The organism is Virgibacillus phasianinus (assembly GCF_002216775.1).
In the GTDB taxonomy this organism is placed as follows: Bacteria; Bacillota; Bacilli; order Bacillales; family Amphibacillaceae; genus Virgibacillus_F; species Virgibacillus_F phasianinus.
The window spans coordinates 1,106,718-1,133,312 of record NZ_CP022315.1 but is presented as its reverse complement, the minus strand read 5'-3'; the positions used below and the strand labels follow the sequence as shown (position 1 = coordinate 1,133,312).

At 40.6% G+C, this 26,595-nt stretch carries 24 protein-coding genes, 1 tRNA gene and 1 rRNA gene; 23 read left to right on the top strand and 3 right to left on the bottom strand.

From position 1 onward, the window contains the following. Nucleotides 1-234 precede the first annotated feature (234 nt). The 7 genes from CFK37_RS05815 (at nucleotide 235) to CFK37_RS05785 (ending at nucleotide 5,358) form a co-directional block, all read left to right on the top strand. Entirely contained in the window at nucleotides 235-1,821 is a 1,587-nt protein-coding gene (locus CFK37_RS05815; RefSeq protein WP_089060966.1) for a putative polysaccharide biosynthesis protein, read from the top strand. Continuing rightward, complete coding sequence (gene yabN, locus CFK37_RS05810) at nucleotides 1,814-3,265, top strand: bifunctional methyltransferase/pyrophosphohydrolase YabN (protein ID WP_089060965.1); 1,452 nt, start codon at nucleotides 1,814-1,816, stop codon at nucleotides 3,263-3,265. Before CFK37_RS05815 ends, yabN begins: the two co-directional genes overlap by 8 nt. Nucleotide 3,266: 1 nt before the next feature. After that, the gene (locus tag CFK37_RS05805) at nucleotides 3,267-3,524 is read left to right on the top strand and encodes an RNA-binding S4 domain-containing protein (protein WP_089060964.1); all 258 of its coding nucleotides are present in this window, start codon (nucleotides 3,267-3,269) and stop codon (nucleotides 3,522-3,524) included. A 93-nt stretch (nucleotides 3,525-3,617) separates the two neighbouring features. Continuing rightward, nucleotides 3,618-3,920 carry a sporulation protein YabP gene (yabP, locus tag CFK37_RS05800; RefSeq protein WP_089060963.1) on the top strand — a complete coding sequence of 101 codons (303 nt, stop codon included), beginning with the start codon at nucleotides 3,618-3,620 and terminating at the stop codon, nucleotides 3,918-3,920. Then, the gene (yabQ, locus tag CFK37_RS05795) at nucleotides 3,917-4,516 is read left to right on the top strand and encodes a spore cortex biosynthesis protein YabQ (RefSeq protein WP_089060962.1); all 600 of its coding nucleotides are present in this window, start codon (nucleotides 3,917-3,919) and stop codon (nucleotides 4,514-4,516) included. Before yabP ends, yabQ begins: the two co-directional genes overlap by 4 nt. A 4-nt stretch (nucleotides 4,517-4,520) precedes the next feature. Next, nucleotides 4,521-4,901, top strand: a complete 381-nt coding sequence (locus CFK37_RS05790; RefSeq protein ID WP_089060961.1) for an FtsB family cell division protein — start codon at nucleotides 4,521-4,523, stop codon at nucleotides 4,899-4,901. Nucleotides 4,902-4,974: 73 nt separating this feature from the next. Continuing rightward, entirely contained in the window at nucleotides 4,975-5,358 is a 384-nt protein-coding gene (locus CFK37_RS05785; protein WP_089060960.1) for a S1 domain-containing RNA-binding protein, read from the top strand. Nucleotides 5,359-5,624: 266 nt separating this feature from the next. Here CFK37_RS05785 and CFK37_RS05780 read toward each other — a convergent pair. The 3 genes from CFK37_RS05780 to CFK37_RS05770 form a co-directional block, all read right to left on the bottom strand. Next, nucleotides 5,625-5,698 (bottom strand) — tRNA-Met (locus tag CFK37_RS05780). A gap of 155 nt (nucleotides 5,699-5,853) precedes the next feature. Continuing rightward, nucleotides 5,854-7,344 carry a DHA2 family efflux MFS transporter permease subunit gene (locus tag CFK37_RS05775; protein ID WP_089060959.1) on the bottom strand — a complete coding sequence of 497 codons (1,491 nt, stop codon included), beginning with the start codon at nucleotides 7,342-7,344 and terminating at the stop codon, nucleotides 5,854-5,856. Further along, entirely contained in the window at nucleotides 7,334-7,786 is a 453-nt protein-coding gene (locus tag CFK37_RS05770; RefSeq protein ID WP_089060958.1) for a MarR family winged helix-turn-helix transcriptional regulator, read from the bottom strand. The genes CFK37_RS05775 and CFK37_RS05770 overlap by 11 nt, the downstream gene beginning before the upstream one ends. A gap of 530 nt (nucleotides 7,787-8,316) precedes the next feature. On the opposite strand from CFK37_RS05770, the gene spoIIE reads away from it, so the two are divergent. From spoIIE to CFK37_RS05690, 16 genes are all read left to right on the top strand, one after another. Next, nucleotides 8,317-10,770: a stage II sporulation protein E gene (spoIIE, locus tag CFK37_RS05765; protein WP_089060957.1), complete on the top strand. Its 2,454-nt coding sequence runs from the start codon at nucleotides 8,317-8,319 to the stop codon at nucleotides 10,768-10,770. Nucleotides 10,771-10,865: 95 nt separating this feature from the next. Beyond that, nucleotides 10,866-11,606: a VWA domain-containing protein gene (locus tag CFK37_RS05760; protein ID WP_089060956.1), complete on the top strand. Its 741-nt coding sequence runs from the start codon at nucleotides 10,866-10,868 to the stop codon at nucleotides 11,604-11,606. Beyond that, nucleotides 11,569-12,495, top strand: a complete 927-nt coding sequence (locus CFK37_RS05755) for a protein kinase domain-containing protein (protein WP_089060955.1) — start codon at nucleotides 11,569-11,571, stop codon at nucleotides 12,493-12,495. Before CFK37_RS05760 ends, CFK37_RS05755 begins: the two co-directional genes overlap by 38 nt. A gap of 79 nt (nucleotides 12,496-12,574) precedes the next feature. Then, nucleotides 12,575-13,969 carry a tRNA lysidine(34) synthetase TilS gene (gene tilS, locus CFK37_RS05750; protein ID WP_089060954.1) on the top strand — a complete coding sequence of 465 codons (1,395 nt, stop codon included), beginning with the start codon at nucleotides 12,575-12,577 and terminating at the stop codon, nucleotides 13,967-13,969. Nucleotides 13,970-13,980: 11 nt separating this feature from the next. Beyond that, nucleotides 13,981-14,529 (top strand): hypoxanthine phosphoribosyltransferase, encoded by a 549-nt coding sequence (gene hpt / locus CFK37_RS05745; protein WP_089060953.1) that lies wholly within the window; start codon nucleotides 13,981-13,983, stop codon nucleotides 14,527-14,529. Between the two features lie 174 nt (nucleotides 14,530-14,703). Next, on the top strand, nucleotides 14,704-16,728 hold the full coding sequence (gene ftsH / locus CFK37_RS05740; protein WP_089060952.1) for an ATP-dependent zinc metalloprotease FtsH: 2,025 nt from the start codon (nucleotides 14,704-14,706) through the stop codon (nucleotides 16,726-16,728). 473 nt (nucleotides 16,729-17,201) lie between these two features. Then, entirely contained in the window at nucleotides 17,202-17,978 is a 777-nt protein-coding gene (locus CFK37_RS05735) for a type III pantothenate kinase (protein WP_089063547.1), read from the top strand. 12 nt (nucleotides 17,979-17,990) lie between these two features. Continuing rightward, nucleotides 17,991-18,860, top strand: a complete 870-nt coding sequence (gene hslO, locus CFK37_RS05730; RefSeq protein ID WP_089060951.1) for an Hsp33 family molecular chaperone HslO — start codon at nucleotides 17,991-17,993, stop codon at nucleotides 18,858-18,860. A 26-nt stretch (nucleotides 18,861-18,886) separates the two neighbouring features. Continuing rightward, nucleotides 18,887-19,798: a peptidylprolyl isomerase gene (locus tag CFK37_RS05725; protein ID WP_089060950.1), complete on the top strand. Its 912-nt coding sequence runs from the start codon at nucleotides 18,887-18,889 to the stop codon at nucleotides 19,796-19,798. Nucleotides 19,799-19,892: 94 nt separating this feature from the next. Next, on the top strand, nucleotides 19,893-20,825 hold the full coding sequence (gene cysK / locus CFK37_RS05720) for a cysteine synthase A (protein ID WP_089060949.1): 933 nt from the start codon (nucleotides 19,893-19,895) through the stop codon (nucleotides 20,823-20,825). 92 nt (nucleotides 20,826-20,917) lie between these two features. Next, nucleotides 20,918-21,745, top strand: coding sequence for a dihydropteroate synthase (gene folP, locus CFK37_RS05715; RefSeq protein ID WP_425445362.1), 828 nt, complete (start codon nucleotides 20,918-20,920; stop codon nucleotides 21,743-21,745). 1 nt (nucleotide 21,746) lies between these two features. Beyond that, on the top strand, nucleotides 21,747-22,109 hold the full coding sequence (gene folB, locus CFK37_RS05710; RefSeq protein ID WP_089060948.1) for a dihydroneopterin aldolase: 363 nt from the start codon (nucleotides 21,747-21,749) through the stop codon (nucleotides 22,107-22,109). After that, a complete protein-coding gene (gene folK, locus CFK37_RS05705) occupies nucleotides 22,109-22,621 on the top strand; it encodes a 2-amino-4-hydroxy-6-hydroxymethyldihydropteridine diphosphokinase (protein ID WP_089060947.1) in 513 nt (170 codons plus the stop codon). Before folB ends, folK begins: the two co-directional genes overlap by 1 nt. After that, nucleotides 22,591-22,818 carry a helix-turn-helix domain-containing protein gene (locus CFK37_RS05700; RefSeq protein WP_089060946.1) on the top strand — a complete coding sequence of 76 codons (228 nt, stop codon included), beginning with the start codon at nucleotides 22,591-22,593 and terminating at the stop codon, nucleotides 22,816-22,818. The genes folK and CFK37_RS05700 overlap by 31 nt, the downstream gene beginning before the upstream one ends. A 224-nt stretch (nucleotides 22,819-23,042) precedes the next feature. Next, nucleotides 23,043-24,527, top strand: coding sequence for a lysine--tRNA ligase (gene lysS / locus CFK37_RS05695; protein WP_172840459.1), 1,485 nt, complete (start codon nucleotides 23,043-23,045; stop codon nucleotides 24,525-24,527). A gap of 491 nt (nucleotides 24,528-25,018) precedes the next feature. Next, a 16S ribosomal RNA gene (locus tag CFK37_RS05690) occupies nucleotides 25,019-26,584 on the top strand. The last annotated feature ends 11 nt before the right edge of the window (nucleotides 26,585-26,595 follow it).

Here is a 26,595-nt window from a genome sequence, read left to right as displayed (position 1 = left end):
TAAAGTTCGACGCACTTTCACAGTCCTATCTATTTGTTCGCCACTAACCAGTCGCCTTCGCTTTTCTGTGTCCAGCTACGGCTCCTAGAAACTGCCGTCATAAGCAATGGACACTACGAGTGAAAATACCATCCACTCTACGGTCCCTTGCTTATGCGTCCGTTTCTGGGCAGTCGCCTTCGCTTTTCTGTGCTATAATGAAAAAAATTGGTTGTTTGGGGAAAGGCGTTTGACATGGGTGGAAATGAATCAAATAATCTGGTGAAGGGTGCATTGATCCTTTCTTTTGCGGGACTTGTCAGCAAGATCCTGAGTGCTGGATACCGGGTTCCTTTACAGAATTTAACAGGGGATATTGGATTTTATATTTATCAGCAAATATACCCTTTTCTTGGAATGGCTCTTGTTCTTTCTTTATACGGATTTCCGTCGGCTATATCAAAAATAACAAATGACCTTCTTTCAAAAGGTGTGAAACTCTCTATTAAAGATTTTTTCATACCGTTATTTTCAATTTTGCTTATCATTAATGGGTTACTATTTGGTTTTATTTATTTGAATGCCGCCGAAATTGCTGGCTGGATGGGAAATGATCATTTAACTAGGGCACTTCAATCTGCCTCGTTTGTTTTTTTACTGATTCCTTTCACGGCATTATTTCGTGGTGTTTTCCAAGGGGAATATCAGATGCAGCCTACCGCACTTTCGCAAGTTGGGGAACAATTGGTTCGGGTAGGTATCATAATTACTGCGGCATTACTAATCAGCCGTCAGAATATCTATACAATCGGACAGGCTGGTGCGATTGCAGCGATATCAGGTGCAATAGTTGCTGCCATGATATTAGGGTTCCTATTTACCAAGAAACGCCCTTGGTCAATGGAAAGATACCCAATTCCCTGGCGTTATTACTGGAAAGGGTTATTATTTTTTGGAATAATTGCAGCATTGAACCACATGATTTTGCTGCTAATTCAACTTGCCGATGCCTTTACATTGGTTCCCAGCTTATTGGAATACGGTTTAACGCAGGAGGCGGCTATGAAGGCAAAAGGGATATTTGATAGAGGACAACCATTGATCCAGCTTGGTACAGTGTTGGGCTCATCCTTTGCATTAGCTTTAATACCAAATCTATCTCGAGATAAATTAAAGGAACATCCGCGGGAAACAAATCATTTTGTAAGAGTAGCGATGCTGTTTAGCTTTTACCTTACAGTCGGTGCGGCTATTGGGTTAATTCTTATATTCCCTGAAGCGAATCGGCTATTATTTGAAAATCAAAGCGGAACAGGGAGTTTGCGTATACTTATGCTTGCGATTGTATTTTGTTCCCTCTCGATAACGGCTGTATCTATTTTACAAAGCTTAAACCGTATCAAGCGAACAGCATTTTTCATCATCTTTGCGCTGGTCGTTAAATGGTTAGCAAATCAACTGTTCGTGCCCTTATGGGGAATTACCGGAAGTGCAGCTGCCACCGTACTTTCATTAGCCTTCCTATGTTATCTAGTATTTCGAGCACTGCAAAAAGAACTTCCCGATTTACGCCTTTTTAAGAAAATGAAATGGAAGGCACTTGGATTGGCAGGAAGTGGTATGACGGTTTATGTAATCATAATAGATTGGCTTATTTCACCAAGCGTTCATGCTCCGCGGCTGGTGATGCTGGCATATGTTCTATTTGTAGCGCTATCCGGTGCCGTTTGTTATCTATTGTTATTACTGAAGTTTAAAGCATTTACCGAAAAACAATTAGCAATGCTTCCATTCGCATCATTTTTACTGAAGGTTCAAAGAGGGAGGAATTATCGTGGCTAACAAAATAGAAATTATTGGACTAGGTGCTGGGGATATCGATCAGCTGCAGGTAGGGATTTACAAAAAATTAATGAACGGTGAAACACTCATTTATACACGTACAAATGACCACCCTGTCATTAACACATTAAAGGCGGAAGGGATTACCTTTCAATCCTTTGATCATTTGTATGAAGAAAATGACCAATTCGGGGATGTGTATCGTAATATTGTTGCGCAAATACTTGTGAAAGCGACAGAGGAACCAATTATTTATGCTGTTCCAGGCCACCCCATGCTTGCAGAAAAAACAGTGCAGCTTTTACTGGAGCAAGACAAAGTCCCTGTAGAAATAGTGGGTGGTCAAAGTTATTTGGACGATCTATTTACCTCGCTGAAAATTGATCCGATTGACGGCTTTCAGTTTGTAGATGGAACCTCCTTTGAACGCAATCAGCTGGATTATCGCCATCATTTAATCTTTTGTCAGGTATATGATTCATTTATCGCTTCACATGTAAAGCTTGCCCTGTTGGAGGATCTTCCGCCTGATTATCCGATTAAGATAGTGGAAGCGGCAGGGAGCATGTCTGAAGTGATTACAAGCATTCCACTTGAAGAGCTTGACCATAATCTTAAGGTTGGTAATTTAACAAGTGTTTATATCCCACCAGCAGGGTCTGATCTGTTGAACCATACATTCAATCGTCTCCGGGAGGTCATCAGTACGTTGCGGAGCCCTAATGGATGTCCGTGGGATCAGGCGCAAACACATGAAACATTACGGAAATATGCAATCGAAGAAGTTTATGAGCTGATCGAGGCGATCGATGGCCAGGACGATGAAGGAATTATTGAGGAATTGGGAGATATCATGCTGCAGGTCATGTTGCATAGTCAAATCGGTGAAGATGACGATTATTTTACTGTCGACGATGTTATTCAATCTATAACAGATAAGATGATTCACCGTCATCCACATGTTTTCGGTGATAGAAAGGCTGACACGGTTGCAGATGTTTATAAAAACTGGGGTGAATTAAAACAGGAGGAAAAAGGCAATAAACGCATCTCCCTTCTTGATGGTATCCCTAAACATTTCCCTGCGCTTTCAAAAGCTGCTGAACTGCAAAGTAAAGCAGCAGAGGTTGGCTTTGATTGGTCCAATGCCGATCAGGTTTGGCAAAAGCTAGAAGAAGAAATAACGGAAGTGACAGAAGCAATTGAAAATAAAGATGGCAGCGAAATAGAAAAGGAATTTGGTGACGTACTATTTGTCATTGCAAATCTAGCAAGATATTATAAAATAAATGCAGAGATAGCACTAAATCAAACCAATCAAAAATTCACCTCTCGTTTTCGATATATCGAAGAACAACTGTCAGAAGCGGGAAAGCAAGTAGCTGATACATCGTTGGAAGAGATGGATTATTATTGGAATCAAGCAAAGGAAAGGAATGAATAACATGCGATTAGATAAATTTCTAAAAGTATCAAGACTAATTAAGCGACGAACATTAGCGAAAGAAGTAGCGGATCAAGGAAGAATAACAGTTAATGGTAACCAAGCAAAAGCAGCATCCACCGTTTCAAAGGGCGATGAGCTTGTTATCCGTTTCGGTCAGAAGCTTGTAACGATTAAGATTAACGATTTAAAGGAGGTTGTCCGTAAAGACGAAGCGGAGATGCTGTACAGTGTTGTCAAGGAAGAGAAAATTGACTAGGCACGTTGCAACTTAAAAAAGAATAGGACCTTATTTCTGTTCTACACTTGTCCTTCTTTTCATATAGTTATAATGATAAGGAGGACGAGCGCAATGAATTATTATGAAAAGGATACCCAACCACATGTAACACAGCAGGATCATTCGTTGAAAATTAACAACCGTAGGAGCATTGAAATTAGCGGTGTAAAAGAAGTGGATAGTTTTGATAACGAGGAATTTCTGCTGGAAACAGTGATGGGATTTTTAATTGTACGGGGTCAAAATCTTCAGTTGAAAAACTTGGATGTTGGCGATGGATTGGTTTCAATCAAAGGCAAAATATATGAGCTTTCCTATGTAGATGAACAACACCAGGAGAAAGCTAAGGGATTCTTTAGCAAGCTGTTTAGATGATCTTATCCACTCAGTTTATGACGATGCTCGCCATGGTATTAGGGGGCTTCTATTTGGGCATAATATTGGATACCTTCAGGCGGGCATCCCCACATTGGAGGAACTCGGTATTTCTAACCTACCTTATGGAGATCTGTTTTTGGTTGTCACAAACATTGTTTTTATTTTATATTTTATATCGTGTGAATGCTGGTGAATTACGACTATATGTATTTGCAGCATGTCTCTTAGGGTTCGCTGCATATCAAGCGTTGGCAGCATCTTTATACAAAAAGCTGCTTGAACATATTATTCAGTTTACTTTATCAATCTACCGTTTTTTTGCAAAAGCAATTCGGATGTTAATTGTCACACCTGTTGTTTTTGTAGTGACGTTGCTTTTTTCAGCAATTGCCTATACTTTCCAAGTGCTTTTTTTGGTATTATTAACAATATGCAAGATAGTTTTGACTCCTTTTAAATGGATATTTATGTTCATTTATCGATTACTTCCAGAAACAATTAAAAAATATTTACACAAAATTGCAGGATTTTATAGTACAATGAAGAATATATCTAAGAAATGGTTGAAGTATATCAAGTTTAAGAGGAGGTAGGGTCGTGACCGCAAAGGAAAAAACGGTAACAAGATTAAGTTCGGATTATATGCAGCAATACGATGCGCACAAAGGAAGAGAAAAACGAAAGAAGCAACGGCTGATTCGTCGTCTTGTGTTATTTTCTATCGTGGCGCTGATCGTAATCGGCAGTATGGCTACATATCATGTTAAACAACGTGTACTTCAGGCTGATAAGCAAGAACAATATGCACAGACGCAGGAAAAGATGGCAACACTTCAGAAAAAAGAAGCGAATCTTAACGAGGAAATTCAGCTTTTACAAAATGAAGAATATGTATTAGATATAGCACGAACAAATTATTTCTTCTCAAAAGAAGGCGAGTTAATTTTTAAAATCCCCGATGAGGAGCCATCTTATTGACACACTTTCAATAATTTAGCTATACTATAGTTGTAGGATATTATTTAAATTTTTAAGGAGGAGCATTTTTTTTATGTCAATCGAAGTAGGCAGCAAGCTGCAAGGTAAGGTAACTGGTATCACTAATTTTGGTGCATTTGTAGAACTCGGTGAAGGGAAAACTGGTCTAGTCCATATTAGTGAAGTTGCCGATAACTATGTTAAAGACATTAATGAACACTTAACCGTCGGCGACGAAATTTTGGTGAAAGTTATTAATGTTGAAAAAGATGGTAAGATTGGTCTTTCCATAAAGAAGGCTAAGGATAAGCCGGTGCGTCCAAGAAACAATCGTGACCGTGGCGAGTCATTTGAATCAAAGATGAACAAATTTCTAAAGGATTCAGAAGACCGTTTAGCCTCTTTGAAGAAGCAAACGGAAACCAAACGCGGAGGCCGAGGTGCTAAGCGAGGATAAAAATTGCTGTCTATAAAGATGCTCTATCATAATAGATAAAAACAGGTACTGCTTGTATAAGTAGTACCTGTTTTTTTTAGAATTATATAATGACAGGGAAAAAGTTGTTTTTTATTCGCCTGAGTTATTTCAAAATATAACAGCCATTTTGCGTTTATATCGGCCAATTGAATCACACATCAAATTCCGCACCCATTCCCAGAATCAAACACTAAACATATAAAAAGAGGACCTGACCCCAAAATGGGAATCATGTCCTCAAGTGATAGCGGCGGAGGGGATCGAACCCACGACCTCACGGGTATGAACCGTACGCTCTCGCCAGCTGAGCTACGCCGCCAAAATTAGCCACAAAAAATATATTACAACACTAATCGACCGGTGTCAATGCTTTCTAACATTTCCCGGGAAATTTTTTATACTAAATCCTTTTAAATCTCTATACTTTCCTTAAGTGTAAGAAAAGCGGATCCAGGGTAGGATCCGCTGCTAATCCTATTGTGCCTCTGATTGCTCTGGTGTAAATGCACTTTCCTCTGCAGGTTTGTTGCGTTTTATCCAGAATGATAAAACAAAACCGATTAACGCGAATACAGTCGCAACCATAAATGCGTCGTTTATCCCATCGATTGTTGCTAAGTTTTTAAGGTGAGCTAGTTGCTCCTTGCTTTGAACTCCCGTTTTAGGCACTATTTCTTTAAAGTGATCGGTAGTCTGATTACTCATGACTGTGATAAGAAATGCAGTTCCAATTGCTCCTGATACCTGTCGTAACGTGTTCGACATTGCGTTTCCATGTGAATATAACTTTTGTGGCAATACATTTAAACCGGCAGTCATTATTGGCATCATGATCATGGATATTCCAATCATACGACCACTATAGAGCACCATCATGTACGTGTAGGAAGTGGTGTCGGTCAAGTCGGTAAAGAAATAGGTGGTGATTGCAATAATTGCTAAACCGACAAGTGCTAATGGACGAGCGCCAATTTTATCAAACAATTTTCCGGTGATCGGTGACATTATCCCCGATATTATGGCGCCAGGTAATAATAATAAACCTGATTCAAGTGGTGAAAAACCTCGCACGTTTTGTAAATAAATTGGAATAAGAAGCATGGCCGCGAACATAGCCATTGTGACAACAACGTTAATTAACGTTGTTAATGAAAATATACTATATTTAAAAACCCTGAATTCGAGCATTGGTGTTTTAATGCGCAGTTGTCTGATGACAAATATAGCCATCATTACAACACCAATACCCAAGGTGGCAAGGACAATTGGGTCTGACCAACCATTTTGGCCCGCACTGCTGAATCCATATAATAAACCGCCAAATGCAAATGTTGATAGAATGATAGACGGTATATCAACTTTTGGATTAGATAGTTTGGTAACATTTCGTAACATGAAATAGGCAACAATTACATCAATAATCGCAATCGGTAATACAATGAAGAACAGCAAACGCCATGAGTAGTTTTGGACAATCCATCCTGATAATGGCGGACCAATTGCCGGCGCAGACATCATGGCGAGTCCAATCAACCCCATTGCCCCACCACGCTTTTCAACTGGAAACAAACTAAGAATAACGTTCATTAGCAGTGGCATCATGATCCCGGCGCCTGCTGCCTGGATGATTCGGCCAACGATAAGCATAATGAATCCAGGTGCTATACCGCAAATGAGAGTTCCCACTGCGAATAATGACATGGCAGTTAAAAGTAGTTTCCTGGTTGAGAATTTTTCCATTAAAAATGCCGTAATCGGAATAAGAATTCCATTGACCAGCATGTATACGGTTGTTAACCATTGTGCAGTCGATGCGTCAAGGTCCAGGTCAACCATCATAACCGGTAATGCCACATTCATTAATGTTTGGTTCAAAATAGCAACAAAGGCACCAAGCACCATTACAAAAATAATGGGACCCTTTGCCACTTTGTCGGCTTCAATAAATGCACTTCTATCCTTCAAGTTCATCATCTCCGGTGATTTTAATTTTCTCTTTAATTAAGTCGTGAAGCTCTACTAATTTTTCAATGTCGGCTTCATCAATTTCATTTAGGCGGGAAAGCCGCTTAATAAATAATGTGTGACCTTCTACCTTTTTTGTTTCGCCGAGCTTGGTTAAGGATAAAACGATTGCGCGCCGATCTTCTTTCGAACGTTCCCGTTTTACATACTCGGCTTTTACCAAGCGGTCTACAATACTGCTGACAGTACTTTTTCCGGAACTCATTTTCTTCGTTAATTCCTGCAAACTTATATTTGGGTTTTCCGCTAAAATCTTCAAAATCTGCAGCTGCACAATAGTTACACCTAACTCATTTGCATGGTGCCACATCTGTTTATAAAAAAAGCGATTTACATCACGGAATGAATGAATAATCTCGCTGACCTTTTCTTCCTGATCCACTTCTACTTACCTCCATATAAAAAATAGTTCTTGTGCGAACAATTTGCACAAGAACTATTATATGAAATTCCGCATAATAATGCAAGGGGTTTTTTAGAATCCGATCGCTCGAATGAAAATCTGTATCATAAGCTCCCGGAAGCTGCCGTCATTAACAAGGGACACACTCATGTACGGTCTTTTTTCTTCTGGGGAGTAATGTTCAATTAAAATTGCTACAAAGCCTGAGCAACGTCGAACCACTGTGGTGCATGGGTGCAGCCCATCCTTCGCTAACTGAGCGCTTGCGCTTTTCTATCGAATTTTGAAAGGAAAACAAGATGTGTAACGATAGGCTGGTGGCATCCGGTTTTTTGAATGCTTGTCCATCGTTAATTATCTAAAAGGGACATGGAGTTGTGAGAATTTTTGTAGAACGGTGATTGATTAAAATAGAAGTTAGTCGAACGATTTTATGAATATCGTCTGTTGTTTTGACAAAATAAAAATTGATCCTATGGTTTAATATCTCCAAGAGGGAGTGGATTTGGATGATGGATTCAATACCAAGAGTGGATTCTAAGACGTTCGGGGCAGGACAAGGTGTGATGAATAAGTGGCGGAAAAAGATACATGGCAAGGCCCAATCTGTCTTACTGGAAAAAGGGTGGCTGTTTTTTATTGTCGGCTTTTTATTAGGACGGGCTGTCATTTTATCAGAAGTGTCACCTTTTTCTGTAGCATTTCTAGCCACAATATGGCTTGTACATAGGGAAATGGCCCCCAAAGTAATGGTTGCAGTGCTGGCTGGCGCATTAAGCTACTCAATTGACCAGGGTATCTTTATCTCGCTCGCCATGATCTCATTTATTTTTCTTGCCGGACTGTTCAAACATGTAAAACATCAACATGGTGCGGTATTGCTTTTTGTTTTTCTGGCAACTGCCGCACCACGAATTATGCTGTATTCCTTTACAGGTCAGCTGTCATCTTATGAATGGTTGCTTTTGTCAGTTGAAGGTATATTAGGTACCGTTCTAGTATTGATATTTATGCAAAGCATACCAATAATATCACCGAAAAAATATAAACCCACGTTAAAAAATGAAGAAATTGTGTGTATGATTATTCTGCTGGCATCCATATTAACGGGAACAATCGGATGGGATATATATGATGCATCAATTGAGCAGGTTTTCTCCCGCTACTTTGTTTTAATGCTCTCGTTTGTAGGTGGTGCAGCAGTTGGATCAACAGTCGGTGTTGTAGCAGGTCTCATATTATCACTCGCAAATGTAGCAAATCTGTATCAAATGAGCCTGCTTGCATTTTCCGGATTGTTAGGCGGTTTGCTGAAAGAGGGAAAAAAGATGGGGGTCAGTGTGGGGTTATTAATTGGAACATTTCTAGTCGGAATCTATGGGGATGCCACTAATTTAATTCCTTCTATCCTAGAGTCATCTATTGCTATCGTTTTATTTTTTCTTACTCCTGCAAGCTGGGTTAAGAAGCTTTCCCGTTACATTCCGGGCACGGAAGAATATACGAATGAACAGGAACAGTACTTGCAAAAGGTTCGAAACGTAACTGCCAAACGAGTTGAACAATTTTCTGATGTTTTTGAAGCGCTCTCAAAAAGCTTTCAAACTGTGGATTATGCATCAGTAGAACAGGATGCTGACTATAAGCAGGAAACGGACCATTTCTTAAGTCAGGTCACCGAAAAAACTTGTCAGGGCTGCTTTATGAAAAACCGGTGCTGGCAGCAGCAATTTGATAAATCCTATTCATTAATGGAAGGGTTGAAAAATGACCTTGTTGAAGACCGGGAACCGAGTCCTGCAGATATGCGAGTCTTTGAAAACCATTGTGTAAAATCGAAAAAAGTAATGGATGTAATGAAGGAAGAGTTAACAATTTTCGAATCAAATAAACGGCTGCAAAAGCAGGTATCTGAGAGTAAACGTTTTGTAGCTGAGCAATTACAGGGTGTTTCAGAAGTTATGGATGACTTCGCCAAAGAAATTTTAAAAGAGCGCCATCACCATGAACAGCAAGAAATGCAAATCGTTCAGGGACTTGAACATATGGGGATAGAAATTGAGAAACTTGATATCTTTAGTTTGGAGAGAGGAAATGTTGATATCGAAATGATGGTTAATTTATATGAATATCGGGGGGAAGGAGCGAAATTAATTGCACCAATGCTATCAGATATCCTTAGTGAAGTAGTCATAGTCAAGCAAGAGGAAATTTCTCCTTTTCCAAATGGAAGCTGTTTCATTGTGTTTAGTTCAGCAAAAGAATTTGTCGTTGAAACTGGAGTATCACATGCAGCCAAAGGAGGGGGAATTATTTCCGGTGACAGCCATACTACGATGGAGCTTGGCACCGGAAAATATGCAATGGCAATTAGTGATGGTATGGGAAATGGTGAGCGTGCACATGAAGAAAGCGTAGAAACATTACGGCTGCTGCAGCAAATATTGCAAACAGGAATCCCTGAAAAGGTTGCCATTAAGTCGATTAATTCAATTCTTTCTCTGCGTACCACTGATGAAATGTTTGCAACGCTTGATTTAGCTGTGATCAATTTACACAATGCAGCCGTTCGATTCTTGAAAATCGGCTCAACACCCAGTTTCATTAAACGAGGAGATCAAATGCTGAAGGTTGAGGCCAGTAACCTGCCAATGGGGATTATCCAGGAGTTTGATGTTGATATTGTAAAAGAACAACTAATGGAGGGCGATCTGCTAATCATGATGAGTGACGGTATCTTTGAAGGGCCAAAACATGTTGAAAATGTAGATGTATGGATAAAGCGAAAGATTCGTGAAATGAAAACAGATGATCCACAGGAAATTGCTGATTTATTGCTGGAAGAAGTAGTTCGTACAAGATCAGGAGAAATTGCAGATGATATGACAGTAATGGTTGCAAGAATTAATAAGAATGCACCGGAATGGGCTGCCATTCCTGCTGGACATAGGTATGCTCAATGATTGCAGTAATGTAAACACCTCCATGAAAGTTCGCCTTGGTATATTTCTTTTCAGATTTGGCGATGATGGGTAGGAAAGAGTTGGAGGTGGAATGTATGAAAAAGGGTACATTAAAACAGATTCTATTAATTACGGATGGCTGCTCAAATAAAGGTGAGAAACCTGCGGCGACAGCGGCACTTGCCCACCAGCAGGGTATTACGGTGAATGTTATTGGCATTATGGATGACGATCAGACGGAACAGCCTGAAGGTTTGGAAGAGGTTGAAGAGGTTGCGCTTTCTGGCGGAGGTGTAAGTCAGATTGTCTATAAAAAATCCTTATCGCAGACAGTTCAGATGGTAACAAAACAGGCGATGACACAGACGTTACAGGGTTTTGTTAATCAGGAACTTCAACAGATTTTGGGTCCAAATCAAACGATGGATGAGCTGGAACCTGAGAAACGCGGAGAAATTATGGAAGTGGTAGAAGAACTAGGGGAGACTTGTGACCTTGAGGTTCTTATTTTAGTAGATACTAGCGCAAGTATGCATGATAAACTACCGACTGTAAAAGAAGCATTGATTGATTTATCCATTAGCCTGAATGCGCGGATTGGCCGAAACCGGTATTGCGTATTTACTTTCCCTGATAGGAAAAGGGATATTAAACAGATCCTAGATTGGTCACCAAAGCTTGATTCAATATCTGCTATTTTTCCAAAACTGACAAGTGGCGGGATTACACCAACAGGTCCGGCACTGCGTGAGGCAATGTATCAATTTGGCAAAGAAAGTCTGTTAAGGAGCTTTAACGATGAAGATGAACCACCAATCGAAGAAGCATGGTATTGAACTTAGACCCGGAACATCCGTTGTTGGAAAGTGGCATCATAAACGCTATATTGTTCGTAAAAAACTTGGAAGCGGCGCCATAGGAAGTGTCTATTTATGTGAGCTTGGCGGTAAGCAAGTAGCATTAAAAATCAGTAGTAAAAGTATGTCCATGACAATGGAAGTCAATGTTCTGAAATCCTTACAGAAGGTCCAAGGAAAACGTCTTGGGCCTTATTTAGTTGATGTAGATGATTGGGTTACACCGGGTGGCTCCGCACTTTCATTTTATGTTATGGAATATTTGCAGGGCCAATCGTTATCCACTTTTATCAGGAACAATGGTAGCACCTGGATAGGCGTATTTATCTTACAACTTCTAGATGACTTATCTGAGCTTCACAAAACTGGCTGGGTATTTGGTGATTTGAAAGAAGACAATCTAATTATCCTCCATTCACCTCCAAAGGTTCGGTGGATTGATGTTGGGGGCACAACACAATTAGGTCGCGCAATTAAAGAGTACACAGAGTTTTATGATCGTGGATATTGGGGAATAGGTTCAAGGAAAGCCGAGCCAAGCTATGATTTATTTGCGCTTGTCATGGTTTTTGTCAAACTGTATTATCCGAATCAATTTGAGCGGGGCAGTAATTCGGAGGCAGCAATCCTATCCAGAATTAAAAATGCTGCGCCATTAAGGCCCTATTTACCATGTTTCACAAAAGCAATACAGGGAAAATATCAATCTAGTGCCCAGATGAAACAAGATGTTGAAATGATCCTTAACCGCCCAGCTCAAATGATGTCCCGCAAACAACGAAAGAAAAAAGCATCCATTCTGGTTGAATCAACTGGAATTTCTTTAGTTGCCTTATTTTATTATCTAGTTTCATTGATGCTGCCGTAAGTAAGTTCTTTTATATTAGTGAAAAGGTATGATAGGATATAATGGTTCCATACTACTCTATATGAAGGATGAACGAAAAATGAAAGAACGTGTGTTGTCATTTATCAAGGAAAATGGATTAATTGAACCTGATTCGACTGTACTTGTTGGGGTGTCGGGTGGTCCAGATTCAATGGCAATTCTCCATTTTCTTCGTTCGATTATGGATGAATGGAATTTAAAAATTATCGCCCTCACAGTTGATCATCAATTGCGTGGGGAGGAATCAGAAGAGGATCTTCGTTTTGTAGAAAAGATATGCGCAGAATGGAATATTGAATTTTATGGAACCTTTTTGGACGTTCCTTCGTATAAAAAACAGAACCATATTGGGACACAGGTGGCTGCCAGAAAAATGCGTTACCAATTCTTTTCCCGGAAAATGAAAGATCTCGGTGCGGACTATTTAGCATTTGGTCACCATGCGGATGATCAGATAGAGACCATGCTGATGGGGTTTGTACGATCAACTAATAGCCGGGCAATCGCTGGTATGCCGGTTATACGTCCATTTAACACTGGTTTTATTATCCGGCCTTTTTTATGCGTAACGAAGGATGAGATTAAGAATTATTGTCAGAAACATGGCATTCATTCAAGGCTTGATCCATCTAATTTAACAACTGATTATACTAGAAACTATTTTCGTAAATTTGTTCTTCCGTTACTAAAAAAACAAAACAGTAATATACATACTACAGTAAGAAGATTAAGCAAATCCTTGCAATCGGATGATGATTATTTAACCGGGGAAGCTAAAAAGCTTTTGAAACAGGTGGTTTCGCTAAATGAAAGTAAAAACTATGCGACATTTGACATAGATTTGTTTCAAGGGTACCACGGTGCTTTACAAAGACGGGTCTATCATCTAATATTAAACTATCTATATGATGAATTGCCTAAAAATTTATCGTATATGCATGAGGAACAGTTTTTTGTACTACTGAATAGCCAAAAGGCCAATGGTATTTTGGATTTTCCCCATCAATTAAAGGTGGAAAAGTCCTATCGCACGCTATCTGTTTACTTCGAAGATAAACTGCCGCAAGCGTCTCCTTTTCACGAAATTTTACCTATCCCTGGAGAAGTTGTATTACCCGATGGATCCGTTGTTCGGGCTGATTATACGGAGGAATCACATAGTCAAAATCAGGAAGTTTATTTATGCAGTAAGAATAAAATCGCTTTACCATTACATATTAGAACACGAATACCAGGAGATAGAATGAGCTGGAAAGGGCTTGAAGGCAGTAAGAAGGTAAAGGACATTTTCATTGATGAAAAGGTACCAGTCAGAATGCGCGATTCGTGGCCAGTTGTGACAGACAATAACGGTGTGATTCTTTGGCTTTGCGGTCTAAAGAAGGGTGAGCCAGCTGATCAAACAAAAGACACCTCATTTATTCAACTATATTTTAGAAAAGCTACTTTGTAGGAGGAACAAACATGCATAACGATATTGAACAAATTTTGGTTACGAAAGAAGAAATTGCAAAAAAGTGTGAAGAGATTGGTAAACAGTTAACAGAAGAATATGATGGAAAATTTCCTTTAGCCATTGGAGTTTTAAAAGGTGCCATGCCATTTATGTCTGATGTGCTGCGTTATACCGATACTCATCTGGAAATGGACTTCATGGATGTCTCCAGTTACGGCGGGAAGACCAGGTCATCCGGAGAAGTGAAAATTGTGAAGGATTTGGATACAAAAGTAGAAGGCCGTGACTTATTAATTATTGAAGATATCATTGATAGTGGTCTTACCCTGAGTTATTTGGTCGATTTATTCAAGTATCGTAAAGCAAAGTCAATTCGGATTGTTACTCTGCTTGATAAACCTTCAGGTAGAACAGCACATATTAAGGCAGATATTATTGGGTTTAAGGTTCCGAATGAATTTGTTGTGGGTTATGGACTTGATTATGAAGAAAAGTACCGCAATCTGCCATACATTGGTGTTTTAAAACCAAAGATTTATGGTGGTTCTGAAGCGTAAATCGATTAACATTATTTACACCGTAAAAATCGGTATTAGTTTTAACAACATGATGTAAAATAAAAGACAAAAATAGCTTAAAAACAATGACATATATGAGTGGAATTAGTTGTATTGAAACTTTTTCCTGTGGTACTATGTTATATAGTTTTCCCGTTTGGGAGGAGGTTGGCAATGAAACGATTAATGCGGAATGTGTTCTTCTGGTTCCTGATTTTTCTAGTTGTTGTAGCTGTTATAGAATTATTCAGAGGTCAGGATGAACAGGCAAAAGAATTAAATGTAGAAGAATTTATGCAGGCACTTGACAATGGTGATATCGCAGAAATGACGATGCAGCCTGTAAATATGGTCTATAGAATTACTGGTGAACTGGAAGATGGGGATAAGCAGTTTGTCGCCCAAGTACCAGATAACACAGAAATTATTGCAACAATTACAAACAAAGCTTCCGAACAAAGTGTATTAAACGTGAAGCAAGAAGAACAGCCAAGTGGATGGGTAACGTTCCTGACAACGATGATCCCATTTTTAATCATAGGATTATTTTTCTTCTTTATACTTAGCCAATCGCAAGGCGGCGGTGGCGGCCGTGTGATGAACTTCGGTAAGAGTAAAGCCAAAATGTTCTCTGAGGATAAGAAAAAGGTTCGCTTTAAGGATGTCGCTGGAGCGGATGAGGAAAAGCAAGAACTTGTTGAGGTGGTCGACTTTTTAAAGGATCCACGTAAGTTCTCAGCAGTAGGTGCCCGAATTCCAAAAGGTGTTTTGCTTGTTGGACCTCCAGGTACTGGTAAAACGTTGTTAGCACGAGCCGTAGCTGGGGAAGCTGGAAAACCATTCTTCTCTATTAGTGGTTCGGACTTCGTTGAAATGTTTGTCGGTGTTGGTGCATCTCGTGTACGTGATTTATTTGAAAATGCGAAGAAAAACGCACCGTGTATCATCTTTATTGATGAAATCGACGCCGTTGGTCGACAGCGTGGGGCTGGTCTCGGCGGTGGTCACGACGAACGTGAACAAACATTAAACCAATTACTTGTTGAAATGGATGGATTTGGCGTAAATGAGGGAATTATTATTATCGCTGCGACTAACCGTCCGGATATTCTTGACCCTGCATTACTACGCCCGGGTCGTTTTGACCGTCAAATTACCGTGGACCGTCCAGATGTGAAAGGACGCGAAGAGGTATTACAAGTTCATGCAAAAGATAAACCACTGGATAGTACAGTTGATTTAAAGACAGTTGCGATGCGTACACCAGGCTTTTCAGGTGCGGATTTAGAAAACTTACTGAACGAGGCAGCTTTGGTGGCTGCGCGTGCGAATAAATCAACGATTGATATGCTTGACGTGGATGAAGCGATTGACCGCGTTATTGCTGGTCCTGCCAAGAAAGGCAAGGTCATATCGAAAAAAGAGCGGAATATTGTCGCCTATCATGAAAGTGGACACACTATTATTGGTATGGTTTTAGATGATGCAGATATGGTACATAAAGTTACCATTGTGCCTCGCGGGCAAGCCGGCGGTTATGCCGTTATGCTTCCTAGAGAAGATCGTTACTTTATGACTAAGCCAGAACTGTTCGATAAAATTACCGGACTGCTTGGCGGACGCGTTGCAGAGGAAGTTTTCTTCGGTGAAGTAAGTACTGGAGCATCTAATGACTTCCAGCGCGCTACAGCAATCGCCCGCAAGATGATTACTGAATATGGTATGAGCGATAAGATTGGTCCATTGCAATTCACTTCTGGTGGAGGCAACCAGGTATTTCTTGGTCGCGATATTCAAAATGAACAAACGTATAGTGATGAAATTGCTCATGATATTGATCAGGAAATGCAGAACTTTATTAACTTCTGTTATGACCGAGCAAAACAAATCATCACAGATAATAAGGATAAGCTAGAACTCATGGCGCAAACGCTTCTGAAGGTGGAAACACTAGATGCGAAACAAATCAAAGGATTGTTTGAGGATGGTGTCCTTCCTGAACCAGCTGACGATGTAAACATTACAACAACAACTGGAGAAGATAAGGATCTTCGGGTAAATATCCAACCGAAGGACGATGATGATACCCCGGAAACCTATGACGAAGCAAAAGAGAAAGCGCGGGAAGAATTAGAAAAGAAACGTCAGGATGAGCAAGATGAATCTTCCCAAACTGATGAGGATAACAATAAGGAATAATGTTTTCTATAAAAGAACAACCCTTCAGATGGATGAGGGGTTGTTCTTTGTATTGTGGATTATGTGCGGAAAGAAATTATGATATATTTAAATATATAAAGCTGTTTTCTAAAAGATAGAATTTTTTGGCCCCATGGCGACCGCTAAGGAAAAATCTACGCTTTCATGGCCCCCTTGAGCTTACGCTGAGGGCACTGAAAAAGGTGTAGCTAATACACAAATATGTGGATCTATCATCGCATCTTGAATATACTGCGCGCACCTTAGGGCGAGTGCCAAGCCTCCTTGCCCCGGCAAGGAGTATCCGGCGTTGCCCGCGGAAAGTGCAGTGTTTTTTAAGCAGCGGTGGATTAACGCTCATACAAAGTTATGTCCCAGTTTATATCAACTGTGGTGATAGTAGCAACAAACTATGCTGGAGCAGCCATATATAATGTTTATAATACGGATAATAGAAAGGTATGATTTTAACAATGCTTTTTGTACTGGATGTTGGAAATACAAGTACTGTTTTAGGTGTCTTTAAAAATGATCAGTTAACACATGAGTGGCGAATTAAAACGGATCGCTATAAATCTGAGGATGAATTTGGTATGCTGATTAAGTCCTTATTGGAGCATACAGGCATTTCATTCAAAGACATTACCGGAATTATTATTTCGTCTGTTGTTCCACCAATTATGTTTGCTCTCGAAAAGATGTGCAGAAAGTATTTTCATCAGGAAGCATTAGTTATTGGCAAAGATGATGTTCAATCTTTTTTACCGATGAAATATCCAAATCCGAAAGAAATTGGTGCTGACAGAATTGTAAACGCTGTTGGTGCTATTGAAGAATATGGTTCACCATTGGTGATCATTGATTTTGGAACTGCTACAACGTATTGCTATGTGAACGAGAAGAAAGAATATGAAGGCGGTGCAATTGCGCCGGGTATTCATATATCACTGGAGGCGTTATACAGTAAGGCGTCAAAACTTCCTAAGGTGGAAATTACCAGCCCATCCAGTATAATTGGAACATCTACTGTCGAAGCAATGCAGGCAGGAATATATTATGGGTATATTGGACAAGTTGATGAGGTCGTATCAAGAATTAAAGAGCAGGCAAATGAAATGCCCACAGTTGTTGCGACTGGTGGTCTCGCAAAATTAATTGCAGATGATTCCAAGACAATAGACCATGTTGATACAAACCTGACGTTGAAGGGATTGTATATTATTTATAAACGGAACCAGGAAATGAAGTAAGGAGAGTTTGTTATGACAGATTACTTAGTAAAGGCTACAACATACGGCGGAATGGTTCGTGCCTATGCAAGTGTAACCACGGAAACAGTAAGTGAAGCACAGCGCCGTCACGATTCCTGGGCAACCACCTCAGCAGCATTAGGCCGAACAATTACAGTAACTGCGATGATGGGTGCCATGTTAAAAGGTGATGATTCCCTAACTGTAAAAGTGGAAGGGGATGGCCCGATTGGCCCAATGATTGCTGATGCCAATCCACATGGTGAGGTCCGCGGCTATGTAACCAACCCGCATGTTGATTTTGATTTAAATGATAAAGGAAAATTGGATGTTGCCCGTGCAGTGGGAACAGAAGGAACAATAAGTGTTACCAAAGATTTAGGATTAAAGGATTATTTTACTGGTCAGGTGCCGATTGTATCTGGTGAAATTAGTGAAGATTTTACGTATTACTTTGCCAATTCAGAACAAGTCCCTTCAGCCGTAGGAGCGGGGGTTCTTATAAATCCGGATCATTCAGTTCTAGCCGCGGGAGGGTTTATTGTCCAAGTAATGCCTGGTGCTGATGAGGAAATTATTGAACGGTTAGAAGCACAAATTCAGTCGTTTCCAGCAATCTCCACATTGATCAGAGAAGGAAATTCGCCTGAAGAGATCCTGCAACGATTGTTTGGTAATGAAGAAATAAAAATGCATGAAACATTGCCTATTTCCTTTACATGTAAATGTTCAAAGGAACGGATTGAACACGCAATCAGCGGACTGGGTAATGAGGAAATACAGAAAATGATTGATGAAGACCACGGTGCAGAGGCAACGTGTCACTTTTGCAATGAGGTTTACCAATTCAGTGAAAAGGAACTTGAATCATTAAAGCAATAGATTACTAACAGGATAGGGAGTTCTATATGTCAAAGAAATTATTACTTGGGATAATTGTTATACTGTTGATTACAAATGTGGCTACACTCTTCTTTTGGAATAAAGGAGGAGAAAAAGTCGTATTGGATGACGGGAAGAAAGCGGTTAATGCCAAGGAGCCAGTTGCTACAGTGGATGGCGAAACGATTTCATATGATGCATGGATGTCAAAACTTCGTGCTGAGCATGGGAAAGAGCAGCTGAAACGAATGGTTGATTCGGAAATTGTCGACAAGCTGGCTGATAAAAAGGGAATTGAAATAAGTGATAAAGTAATTAAACGTGAACTTGCCTTATTAAATGGTAGCCAAGGCCCAATGACACCCAAGGAAGCAAAGCAAAAGGAAAAAGAGTGGCGTAAGGATATTATTTACCGTTATCAATTAGGTGCACTGCTTACGATGGATACGTCTGTTCCTGAAGAAAAGATGAAGTCCTATTACGATGTATATAAGAATCAGTATAATTTTACTGCATCAATAAAAGTATCGCATATTATCGTAAGGAATATGAAAACAGCTGAAAAGGTCGAAAAAGAGTTGGACAATGGTGCATCCTTCTCCTTACTTGCAAAAGAATACTCAATTGATGAGGATACTAAAAAAGATGGCGGATATTTGGGCTATTTTCAAACCAACAGTCAGTTCTTACCAACAGGATACGTGGATACAGCTAAAAAAATGGAAGAAGGAACTTATAGTGAACCATTCAAAAGTGATACGGGTGTTGCAATCATCTTCCTTCACCGCATGCTGCCGGATATTAATTTCACCTATAAGGAAATTAAACCATACTTAAAAAGGGAACTGGCAATGGATAAGTTGGATCAGTCGTTAACCACCGAGCCACTTTGGAATAAATTAGATATTGAATGGATTTATGATGAAGATGAAGAATAGCGGCAATGTAATATTTTGTTTGACAATTCCCACTTTACCACGTACATTATAAATAAATCCTATTAAAACACTATGAATTAGGAGGAAGTTAGTGATGAGAGTTGCTGATACTATTGCAGGTTTAATTGGTGAAACACCAATGGTTAAATTGAATCGTTCGGCAGATTCAGATAGTGCAGATATTTATTTGAAGTTAGAGTATATGAATCCGGGAAGTTCAGTTAAAGATCGAATTGCATTAGCGATGATCGAAGCTGCAGAAGAGGAAGGCATATTAAAAGAAGGCGACACTATTATTGAACCGACAAGTGGTAATACGGGAATTGGCCTTGCGATGGTCGGCGCCGCTAAAGGTTATAAAACGGTATTAGTTATGCCAGATACAATGAGTAAAGAACGTCAAAATCTGTTGCGTGCCTATGGAGCTAAATTAGTTTTAACCCCGGGGTCAGGCGGAATGAACACAGCAATTAAAAAGGCAGAAGAATTAAAAGAAGAAAATGGTTACTTTATGCCACAGCAGTTTAATAATATGGCTAATCCTGATGTGCACGCTCGTACTACCGGGAAAGAAATCGTTGAACAAATGAAAGATGGATTAGATGGGTTTGTCTCAGGAATTGGCACTGGCGGAACGATATCCGGAGCAGGCAAGGTATTAAAAGAACATTTCAGTGATGTTAAGCTGTATGCAGTTGAACCATCTGATTCTGCTATATTATCCGGCGGCTCTCCTGGACCACATAAAATACAGGGACTTGGCGCAGGCTTTGTTCCAAAGGTATTAGACACAGATATTTATGATGAAATTATCCGGATTACAAATGAGGAAGCTTTCTCTACTTCGCGTGAGGTTGCCAAAAAGGATGGTATCCTTGGCGGGATATCGTCGGGTGCTGCCATCGCTGCTGCTAAAAAGGTAGCCAAGAAGCTAGGCAAAGGCAAAAAGGTTGTAGCCATTATACCAAGTAATGGAGAACGATACCTTTCAACACCATTATATGACTTTGATGAAATTGAAAAGTAGCCTGTATTAGGGACTAGTAGCGAATCCGTACTAGTCCTTTTTTTTTCATTGTGATACGATTATACAGAATAAGAAGACTGGAAGAAGGTTTGATGATGCAGGCGTTTTTGAAAACAAAAGCAATGACATACAATTTATCAGAACGAACACATATCATGGGAATTTTAAATGTTACGCCTGACTCTTTTTCGGATGGCGGAAGTTATATAACAGTAGAGAATGCTGTTGCACAGGCAGTTGAGATGGAAAAACTGGGAGCTGATATCATTGATATTGGTGGTGAATCAACCCGGCCGAATCACCAGGCAATATCGAAAGAAGAGGAAATCAAACGGATTGTACCAGCAATTAAAGCGGTAAAGGAAGCTGTAACGATTCCGATTTCAATTGATACGTATAAGGCTGAAACAGCCAGAGCAGCAATTGATGCTGGTGCCTCAATTATTAATGACGTATGGGGAGCAAAAAGGGAACCTGAAATAGCAGATGTTGCAGCGGAATATGATGTTCCACTAATAATAATGCATAACCGTACGGATAAAAACTACTTTTCGCTAATTGATGATATGAAACAAGATTTGCACGATAGCATTGAGATTGCATTAAAAGCCGGTGTAAGGAGAGACAATATTATTCTTGATCCGGGAATTGGATTTGCTAAAACGATAACGGATAATCTAGTTACCATGAATCATCTGGAAAAATTCGTGGAAATGGGTTATCCCGTTTTGCTTGGGGCATCGCGTAAATCCTTTATTGGACACATTTTGGATGTTCCGCCAGCGGAAAGGGATAATGGAACAGGGGCAACCACCTGTATGGCGATTCAAAAAGGCGTGCAAATTGTCCGGGTCCACGATGTAAAACGAACCGCTGAATTAGCAAAGATGATGGACAGGATGCTAGCTGGAGGTAAATAAGATGGACAAAATTATACTTAAAGGTTTGCGGTTTTATGGATATCATGGACTACTTCCAGAAGAAAACAAATTGGGGCAACGATTTCATGTTGATGTAGAATTACTGGTGGATCTAAAGCAGCCGGGAGAAAGTGACAGGATGGAAGATTCCATTCATTATGGACACGCTTATGAACTTATACAAACAGTTGTCGAAGGTGATCCAAAAAACCTGATTGAGGCTGTGGCAGAAGATATCGCTAAGAGTCTCTTATCCAATTTTGATTTATTACAAGCTATCCTTGTGAAGGTTGTGAAACCAGACCCGCCAATTCGCGGTCATTACGAATCGGTAGCTGTAGAAATTTTTAGGGAGAAAAAATAATGAATAATGTTTTCCTAGCACTCGGAACTAATATTGAACCGAGATACACCCATTTACAAAAGGCATTACATGAACTGCGAACAAATGAACATATTACGATTAAGAGTGAATCGTCTATTTATGAGACGGCGCCGGTAGGTTATACAGACCAGGCTGATTTTCTAAACATGGCTATCCAAATTGAAACGCCACTTACTCCTTTCGCTTTATTGGAGAGATGCCAGCGAATTGAGGAGGGACTGGGACGAAAACGTGCAATCAGATTCGGCCCCCGTACAATAGACCTTGACATTTTAATCTATAATGATGAAAATATAAAAACAGAACGATTAAATGTGCCGCATCCACGGTTGTATGAACGAGCATTTGTACTTATACCCTTAAAAGAATTAAACCCAGAGTTACCTATTGGTGCTCAGGGTAAATGTGTGTCGGATTATGTGGATGATTTGACGGACCAAGATGTAAAGGATGTTAGAAAATGGACACCGCAAGAATCGGCAGGCGAGTAAAAGCATTTCGTAAATTAAAAGGATATACACAAATAGATTTTGCTAAGGTTTTGCATGTGTCGATTACAGAACTTCGTGATGTGGAACGGGGAATGAAGGAGGCACCTGATGTGCTTCTGGATAAAGTTGCACTCACCCTGTCTGTATCAAAAGAAGAATTAATCGGCAAAGACGAACATATCCAGGGAGTAAAGTAATCTTTCAGAAGGTGTATCACGCTCCCAGCCCCAAAGAAAAAATAGATGCATGTATGCTTCACATGGATCGACTGATTAAGCACAAGGTTGTAAAAGTCGCACTTCTTGAAATGCGTAAACGAGCTGCATGTTATAATAATGTAAATGCATGAAATAATATCCTATTTCTTATATAATGAACGATAAACGATTGGCATGGACATAGCTAAAAAATTGGAGTGATAATGGTGTCAGAAGAACTAAATGAACATATGCGTGTGCGCAGGGAAAAGTTAACTACTTACCGCGAACAGGGTATCGATCCTTTCGGAGGGAAATTCGTGCGTTCACACTCAACGGAAACGTTGATTGAACAATACGATGCGTTTTCAAAAGAAGAACTGGAGGATAAAACGGAGCAGGTTACTATAGCAGGACGGATGATGACAAAACGCGGAAAAGGTAAGGCCGGTTTTGCTCATGTTCAGGATTTAAGTGGACAGTTACAAATATACGTACGTAAAGATATGATAGGCGATGATGCTTATGAAATTTTTAAAACAACAGATATGGGAGATATTGTTGGTGTAACTGGTGTTATGTTCAAAACAAAAGTTGGTGAACTTTCCGTAAAGGCTACTGAATTTCATCTATTAACAAAATCCCTTCGTCCCCTACCAGAGAAGTACCACGGTCTTAAGGACATTGAACAGCGTTATCGTCAACGTTATTTGGATTTAATCACAAATGTCGATAGCAGGGATACCTTTATTTTAAGAAGCAAAATTATTCAATCAATGCGTCGTTATTTAGACACGCACGGCTTCTTAGAAGTGGAAACCCCGATGATGCATGGAATACCCGGGGGAGCGTCAGCACGTCCATTTGAAACCCACCATAATGCGTTAGATATTCCATTATATATGCGCATTGCAATAGAATTGCATTTGAAGCGACTCATTGTCGGCGGGATGGAAAAAGTCTATGAAATTGGTCGTGTCTTCCGTAATGAGGGTGTTTCCACGAGACATAACCCTGAATTTACCATGATGGAACTGTATGAAGCGTTTGCTGATTTCCATGATGTAATGGAACTGACCGAAAATATGGTAGCTCACATTGCCAAAGAGGTACTGGGTGATACAAAACTGACATATGACGAACAGGAAATTTCACTTGCACCAAAGTGGAAGAGATTGCATATGGTCGATGCAGTAAAAGAGTACACAGGTGTAGACTTCTGGAAAAAGATGAGTGATGAAGATGCTCGTGCACTGGCAAAAGAATACGGCATCCAAATCCAGGATTCAATGACATTTGGACATGTTGTAAATGAATTCTTTGAACAAAAAGTAGAAGAGAAATTAATTCAGCCTACATTTATTTTTGGTCATCCGGTTGAAATTTCGCCACTTGCGAAGAAAAATAAAGAAGATGACCGCTTTACGGACCGATTTGAATTATTTATTGTCGGCCGTGAACATGCAAATGCCTTTAGTGAATTAAACGACCCAATTGATCAGCGCCAGCGTTTTGAGGGCCAGCTTAAAGAACGCGAGCAAGGAAACGATGAAGCGCATCTAATGGATGAAGATTTCCTAGAAGCATTGGAATACGGGATGCCCCCTACCGGTGGACTTGGTATTGGGATAGACCGTTTGGTTATGTTATTAACAAACTCTCCATCTATTAGGGACGTATTACTATTTCCGCAGATGCGTAATAAGTAGTTAGGAAATAGGTTTACAAAGAAGATATTTCGGCAATACCCTTTTTGTAGGGTGTTTTCCGGGATGTCTTTTTTTATTTCCCAATACCTGATTGGTCTGCTTAAAGAAGCTTCTGATTCCAGTTTAAGAATAGCCCATTCCCGTGTTTCCGGGGGCTATAGGTAAGTTTTTTACAAACCAATTTATTGCAAAAAGTATTTTCAATTATTTCTTTTTTTAATTCTGCTTGCTTTCATCATGGAATCATGGTAAATTAGTTTACGTTGTCTTAAACAAACGAACTATTTATTTACGAATTGCTTTAAAAAAATAAATAAAAGGTTATTGACTTTATTATTTCTAAGTGGTATATTAATAAAGTCGCCAAATTGAGACGGCGATTGAAATTTGCTCCTTGAAAACTGAACAAACAACAACCAAGTAATATGTCAAGCAACGAAACAAAGCTAAGACCAACGATAGAATTGATTGGTGTCGATTCTATTCAAACTTTTTTGGAGAGTTTGATCTTGGCTCAGGACGAACGCTGGCGGCGTGCCTAATACATGCAAGTCGAGCGCGGGAAGCAAGCAATCGCCCTTCGGGGCGTGAGCTTGTGGAACGAGCGGCGGACGGGTGAGTAACACGTGGGCAACCTGCCTGTAAGATTGGGATAACCCCGGGAAACCGGAGCTAATACCGAATAATACTTTTTATCACATGGTAGAAAGTTGAAAGGCGGCTTTTGCTGTCACTTACAGATGGGCCCGCGGCGCATTAGCTAGTTGGTGGGGTAATGGCCTACCAAGGCGACGATGCGTAGCCGACCTGAGAGGGTGATCGGCCACACTGGGACTGAGACACGGCCCAGACTCCTACGGGAGGCAGCAGTAGGGAATCTTCCGCAATGGACGAAAGTCTGACGGAGCAACGCCGCGTGAGTGATGAAGGTTTTCGGATCGTAAAACTCTGTTGTTAGGGAAGAACACGTATCGTTCGAATAGGACGGTGCTTTGACGGTACCTAACCAGAAAGCCCCGGCTAACTACGTGCCAGCAGCCGCGGTAATACGTAGGGGGCAAGCGTTGTCCGGAATTATTGGGCGTAAAGCGCTCGCAGGCGGTCTTTTAAGTCTGATGTGAAAGCCCACGGCTTAACCGTGGAGGGTCATTGGAAACTGGAGGACTTGAGTACAGAAGAGGAGAGTGGAATTCCACGTGTAGCGGTGAAATGCGTAGAGATGTGGAGGAACACCAGTGGCGAAGGCGACTCTCTGGTCTGTAACTGACGCTGAGGAGCGAAAGCGTGGGGAGCGAACAGGATTAGATACCCTGGTAGTCCACGCCGTAAACGATGAGTGCTAGGTGTTAGGGGGTTTCCGCCCCTTAGTGCTGAAGTTAACGCATTAAGCACTCCGCCTGGGGAGTACGGCCGCAAGGCTGAAACTCAAAAGAATTGACGGGGGCCCGCACAAGCGGTGGAGCATGTGGTTTAATTCGAAGCAACGCGAAGAACCTTACCAGGTCTTGACATCCTCTGCCAGCGATAGAGATATCGTGTTCCCTTCGGGGACAGAGTGACAGGTGGTGCATGGTTGTCGTCAGCTCGTGTCGTGAGATGTTGGGTTAAGTCCCGCAACGAGCGCAACCCTTGATCTTAGTTGCCAGCATTTAGTTGGGCACTCTAAGGTGACTGCCGGTGACAAACCGGAGGAAGGTGGGGATGACGTCAAATCATCATGCCCCTTATGACCTGGGCTACACACGTGCTACAATGGATGGAACAAAGGGAAGCGAAGCCGCGAGGTGTAGCAAATCCCATAAAACCATTCTCAGTTCGGATTGCAGGCTGCAACTCGCCTGCATGAAGCCGGAATCGCTAGTAATCGCGGATCAGCATGCCGCGGTGAATACGTTCCCGGGCCTTGTACACACCGCCCGTCACACCACGAGAGTTGGCAACACCCGAAGTCGGTGAGGTAACCTTTATGGAGCCAGCCGCCGAAGGTGGGGCCAATGATTGGGGTGAAGTCGTAACAAGGTAGCCGTATCGGAAGGTGCGGCTGGATCACCTCCTTTCTAAGGAAAAA